Consider the following 5,135-nt stretch of genomic DNA (forward strand, 5'->3'; position numbering starts at 1 on the left):
AGATTGTCGACGGGCTGATCCGCAGCTCGATGCTGATGGTCGGTGACTCGAGCCCGCGCGGCGATGGGCAGTGATGTAACAGAACTCAGTGCGACTCGCGAGTCACATCGTTACCAGAGGCCCCCACGAGAAAGTCGAGGTCGGCTCCCGTGTGCGCCTGCATCACGTGGTCAACGTAGAGTCGCTCCCAGCCTCGGGTCGGTGGGGCGTAGGCCGCAACGCTGGCGGGTGACTGGGTGCGGCGGCCAAGCTCCTCGTCCGAGACGTCCATGTTAAGCGTCCGCTTCTCGACGTTGAGCATGATCAGATCGCCGGTTCTAACAAGCGCCAACGGACCTCCCGCCGCAGCTTCGGGTGCCGCGTGCAGGATGACAGTTCCATAGGCGGTTCCGCTCATGCGTCCGTCGCTGATGCGCACCATGTCGCGCACTCCCTGCTCAAGCAGTCTGCGGGGGAGCGGCATGTTTCCGACCTCGGCCATTCCAGGGTAACGCTTGGGGCTGCATCCCCGCAGGATCAAGACTGAGTCTTCAGAGACCTCGAGGTCGGGATCGTCGATGCGAGCGCCGTGCCATGGGCGAGCCTCTGCTGCATTCCTATGACGAGTACCAACGCAGGCACAATGAGAATGCCTCCGCCGACCCCGAACAGTCCAGACAGCAGCCCGGCCACGACACCGACAAGTGCGGGCTTCCACAGTGCTGTTGCGGGCGGCTGCTGCCCGACAGACTCGGCCGCGAGATCAGCGCTCATGTCAGATCTACGCTCATGTCAGATCGAGGATGAATGACAGCATCTTGATGTGCTTCTTGGTATCAAGCTCCATCATCTCCACAAGCGGGATCCAACGCCTCGTGTCGACAACCTCGCCGAGACGGTGCCGTAGCTCGCCCAGTTCTCGAAGGTCTTCGTTCTCAATCTTGAGGAGCTGCTCGGTCAGTTCGCGAACGCCCGGCTCGCTCCTACTCAGATCGCCGAGATGGGCCAGTGGAGATGCGTTGCGGTCGACGAGCCCGGTTGCAAGAGCGGAGTGCATCTCGACGAATAACTGATGATGTCGTGTCTCGTCGGCGATGATTGACCGCACCAAATGAGCGACCAGCGTGTCGTCGCTTGCGTGTTCGAGCGTTTGGTACGCCGACAACGCGTCACGCTCCGCGTCGATGTGGTGCGAGAGGTAGGTGGTAAGTGTCGAACTCCACTGGTCTAGATCAGAAACACGCATTGGTCCTCCAAAAGCCATGACGCGCGGACTCTTCTTGGTCGTCGCAGGATGTCTGGGCGCGCCGTGCGATGAAATGGATTTAGCCCGCGATTCAGTTTACTGTATGCAGAATGCGCCAGTGCGAACCAACTTCGGAGCAAACATGAAAGACAGGATTATGAGTCGCGGTGGGCTCGACGCAATCGGCGCGGCTCATCGACCGCTCAATGCCGTTGTCTGTGACGAACTCAGAATGTGGATCATCTCGGGTCGACTGGCGCCCGGAAGTCGCCTTGTAGAGGTCGCTCTCGCCGAGGAGTTAGGTGTGTCGAGGGGACCAGTCCGTGAAGCGATTCGCCAACTGAACCGCGAGGGATTCGTCGAACTCACCCCGCGGCGGGGCGCTTCGGTCGCTTCGGTTGCCGCGTCTGAGGCGCTCGAGTGTTACGAGGTACGTATTGCACTCGAGGGTGTAGCGGCCAGCCTTGCCGCGACTCGTCGCAGCGATGCCGATCTCGACGAACTCGAGGGAGTGCTCGACGATGGCGAGCGGCTTCTCGTCGTTGGCCGGTGGGACGCCCTTGCCCAGATGAACAACAATTTCCACGAAGCGCTCGCGCGCGCCTCGTACAACACCGAACTCCTCGTACTTATGGGCCAGTACTCGAAACGCATCGCCTGGATCTTCTCGCGTTCAGCGGAGCAGAGGGGCACTGCCGCGTGGGCCGAACACGCGGCCATCGTCGCTGCCATTCGCGACGGCGATAGTGCACGAGCAGAGGAGTTGGCCAGGACACACATCGACGCGTCGAGGCGACAGTTCCTCCTTTCCGTCACCAAGGAAGACGCGCTCGACAAGTAATCGGATACTGAATACAATCATCCGATCGGCTGATTTTCACTGGGAGGTGCTGACATGCAGGTGATCGGCAAGGCATTGGGATTCTCGCCCGTGGAAGACGCCCGTCGCGCGGAGGCCCGCGGCTACGACGGCGTCCGCGTCATCGATCATTTCTTCAGCGGAATTCCGCCGGAGGCACCCCGTGCGGTCCCACACTCGCTGGTATCGCTCGCCGCCGCCGCCGCTGCCACCGAACGGGTGCTGCTAACCCAGACGATGGTGGCCGCGACGTTCCGCCACCCTGTCGAGGTAGCGCAGGCAGTAGCGACCCTCGATCGAATCTCGGATGGCAGGGCGGAGCTGGGGCTCGGGGCGGGCTGGCTCGAGGACGAGCACAGTGGTCTCGGGCTCTCACTGGGATCACCGGGCAACCGGGTTGACCGCCTCGCCGAAGCAGCAGCCATCTGCAGAGCGATGTTCGAGAATCACGGCACGGTGTCCTTCGACGGGAGCTTCTTTCGGGCGCACTGTGGCGCCGAGTGGCCGTCCACGCCACATCAGCCGCAGATCATGATCGGAGCGCACGGCGCGCGCATGTTGCGCGTTGCGGCGGCTGTTGCTGATCGGATCGATCTGCTCGAAGCGATGTCTGCAGCAGGACCGTGTTTCGATGGTGTGCACGCGAACAGCCGCGAGAATCTCGAACGTCGAATGAGCATTGCGACAGGCGCCAAAGGGGTCGCCGACCGCGAACTACGTTTCTCGGCGACTGTCAATCTGGTGGTCGCATCTGAGCCTCATAGTCGTGATCGCGCGCTGCAGATGATCGCCGAAGCAGCTGGATGCACGACTGAGATAGTCGCAGCCGACATGCTGCGCGTCGTCACACTTGAGGACGAAGCACTCGACCGAATCGGCGAGCTGTCTGAACTCGGGATCGACCGACTGCACGTCAGACCTGTCGACGAACTCTCGTCGCACTGGCTTGATGGAGCGGTCGGCGCGCTTCAGGAATGTGGGTGACGACCTCCGCTGAACATTCCGGTCGAGCGGAGGTCGTAGGTCGGGCGGACGACTTGGTACCAGCGCGGCAGAAGCGTGCTGCGTGGATCGCAGTGTCGGTGCTCCTGGGCGGCACCTTCATCGGGACGATCAACAACAGCATCGCGAACGTGGCGGTGCCATCGATGGCGGACGATCTGGGCGTCGATCTCTCGACCGCCGTGTGGATCATCTCGGGGTTCGCACTGGCGCTCGGCACGCTGATGTCGGTTGCCGGACGACTGGGGGACATGTATGGTCCGCGACGCCTCTTCCTCGCAGGGATGTTCGTGTTCTCGTTTGCATCGCTCATCGTTGCGATCGGCGATCACATCCTCGTAGTGGTAGGGGGACGTGTGCTTCAGGGAGCGTCGGGGGCGCCTGTGCTGCCCTGCATCCTCGCCACCATCGCTCGCATGTACGAAAAGGAGGACCGCGGTGCTCCAGTGGCCCTCTGGGCTGCCGTCAACGCTGCAGCTCTGGCTGCTGGCCCAGCTGTCGGGGGAGTCATCGTCGATGCGTTCGGTTGGCGGGCGATCTTCTTCATGACCGCACCGGCGATGCTCTTGGTTGGAGTTCTCGTCGTCTTTCTCGTTCCGCCCGACGAACCTGTAGAGCGTCAACGGCTCGATGGCAGAGGCGCTTTGCTGGTAGCGCTGACGCTGGCCTGCTTCGCGATTCCGGTGACTGAGGCCTCCCGGTGGGGTTGGACGAGTTCATCGACGATCGGCCTGCTCGGGGCCTCGATCGGCCTTGGGCTGGTCCTTCGACGCCATCTGTCGAGGACGCCTGAGCCGTTCATCGACCCGGGACTACTCCGACAACCGGGCTTCGCGTCCGTGACAACGGTCGCGTCCTTGCAGATGGTGGTCCTGTTCACGGTGACATTCAGTGTTCCGGTGTTCTTCGTCGTTGGGGCAGGGCAGAGCGCCGGCTCAGCCGGGCTCACCACATCGGTGCTTCCGGTGTGCATGTTCGTGGGCGCAATCTTTGCCGGGCGGTTGATCCGCCGCTCCTCGCTTCGGAACCTACTAATGGTCGGAGCATTACTCATGGCAGCCGGAACCATCGCAGTCGCTGCAGTGGCACCCTCCATGGTCGGTGTTGGGCTCGCCCTCATTCCGATCGGCATCGGCGTGAGTCTGATTCAGACGCCGTCGGCGTCAGCGGTCACCATTCTCGCGCCATCGGAACAGACGGGAGAGGCCGCTGGGGTCTTCAACACAGCCCGATTCGTGCTCGGGGGCCTCGGTGCCACACTCGCCGCCGTGCTTTTCGACCTTGGCGCTGGACGCGAGCCCGGCGCTCAAGTGACGCTCGAGCAGGGCCTGAGGGGTCTGACCGCCGCGCTGGGCCTCGCCCTCGCAGCCTCGACTGCAATTGTCGTGGTCTCGCTGCGATCGACGTTCCACGGTGATCGGGGGCTGCAGGACGACGGCCGGCAAACCCGCTGATGTGTCCGCTGTTGTGTGTGAACAACATGGATATTGCCTCTTGTCTACTGTAAACAATCTTGCTACGGTGTGGCCTATCGCCCAGGGGGAGTCTGTGGCGCCACGAGTCGCACGATTGAGACTCGTCACTTCTTTTTGTGATCGGGGGCAACTGTGAAGCAAGCGAGCAGCACCACTTCAGGACTGAAGCGCTCGCTGTTGAGTAGCGGGCGTGCAGCGATTCCCAGCCGGTCAGGGCTCGGCGACTTAGTCGCGGGGTGCGAGCCGCTCGATCAAATGATTGAGCGCGCGCACGATGTGCTCACCGACGAGGCGCTCGGCGCGGACTGCGTCACGATTGGCAATTGCGTCGCGAATCGCCTCGTGTTCATCCCATCCGGTCTCGCCGCGTTCTTCGGCCAGCATGGAAAACACAAGTTCGGTTCGTTGACGAAGTGGATCCATTGCGGTGGTGGCGTAGGGGTTCTTCGAAGCGGCCTCGATTGCAAGATGGAACTCGCGGTGACATTCTGCCGCCCGAACCACATCACCAGCCGTAGCTGCATCGCGGCCGCCGGCGATGCAAGCGTCGATCCGGGCAAGGTCGTTGGTGTCG

The 5,135-nt window shown here is 62.5% G+C and carries 6 protein-coding genes and 1 pseudogene; 3 read left to right on the forward strand and 4 right to left on the reverse strand.

The window, feature by feature from the left end:
- Nucleotides 1–85 precede the first annotated feature (85 nt).
- The 3 genes and pseudogenes from ACESNG_RS22735 to ACESNG_RS22745 form a co-directional block, all read right to left on the reverse strand.
- Nucleotides 86–565, reverse strand: a pseudogene (locus ACESNG_RS22735) (dihydroxy-acid dehydratase); the annotation flags it as partial.
- Entirely contained in the window at nt 517–753 is a 237-nt protein-coding gene (locus ACESNG_RS22740; RefSeq protein ID WP_373070975.1) for a TSUP family transporter, read from the reverse strand. The pseudogene ACESNG_RS22735 and the gene ACESNG_RS22740, both read right to left, overlap by 49 nt.
- A gap of 13 nt (nt 754–766) precedes the next feature.
- Complete coding sequence (locus ACESNG_RS22745; RefSeq protein ID WP_373070977.1) at nt 767–1,225, reverse strand: hypothetical protein; 459 nt, start codon at nt 1,223–1,225, stop codon at nt 767–769.
- A 142-nt stretch (nt 1,226–1,367) separates the two neighbouring features.
- On the opposite strand from ACESNG_RS22745, the gene ACESNG_RS22750 reads away from it, so the two are divergent.
- From ACESNG_RS22750 to ACESNG_RS22760, 3 genes are all read left to right on the forward strand, one after another.
- The gene (locus ACESNG_RS22750; RefSeq protein ID WP_373070979.1) at nt 1,368–2,066 is read left to right on the forward strand and encodes a GntR family transcriptional regulator; all 699 of its coding nucleotides are present in this window, start codon (nt 1,368–1,370) and stop codon (nt 2,064–2,066) included.
- 54 nt (nt 2,067–2,120) lie between these two features.
- On the forward strand, nt 2,121–3,068 hold the full coding sequence (locus ACESNG_RS22755) for an LLM class flavin-dependent oxidoreductase (protein ID WP_373070981.1): 948 nt from the start codon (nt 2,121–2,123) through the stop codon (nt 3,066–3,068).
- Between the two features lie 92 nt (nt 3,069–3,160).
- The gene (locus tag ACESNG_RS22760; protein WP_373070983.1) at nt 3,161–4,540 is read left to right on the forward strand and encodes an MFS transporter; all 1,380 of its coding nucleotides are present in this window, start codon (nt 3,161–3,163) and stop codon (nt 4,538–4,540) included.
- Between the two features lie 246 nt (nt 4,541–4,786).
- On the opposite strand, the gene ACESNG_RS22765 is transcribed toward ACESNG_RS22760, so the two are convergent.
- A partial coding sequence (locus tag ACESNG_RS22765) for a GntR family transcriptional regulator (protein ID WP_373070985.1) occupies nt 4,787–5,135 on the reverse strand: 349 nt, incomplete at its 5' end.

Origin of the sequence: Gemmatimonas sp., from assembly GCF_041689975.1 — a bacterium.
In the GTDB taxonomy this organism is placed as follows: Bacteria; Gemmatimonadota; Gemmatimonadetes; order Gemmatimonadales; family Gemmatimonadaceae; genus Gemmatimonas.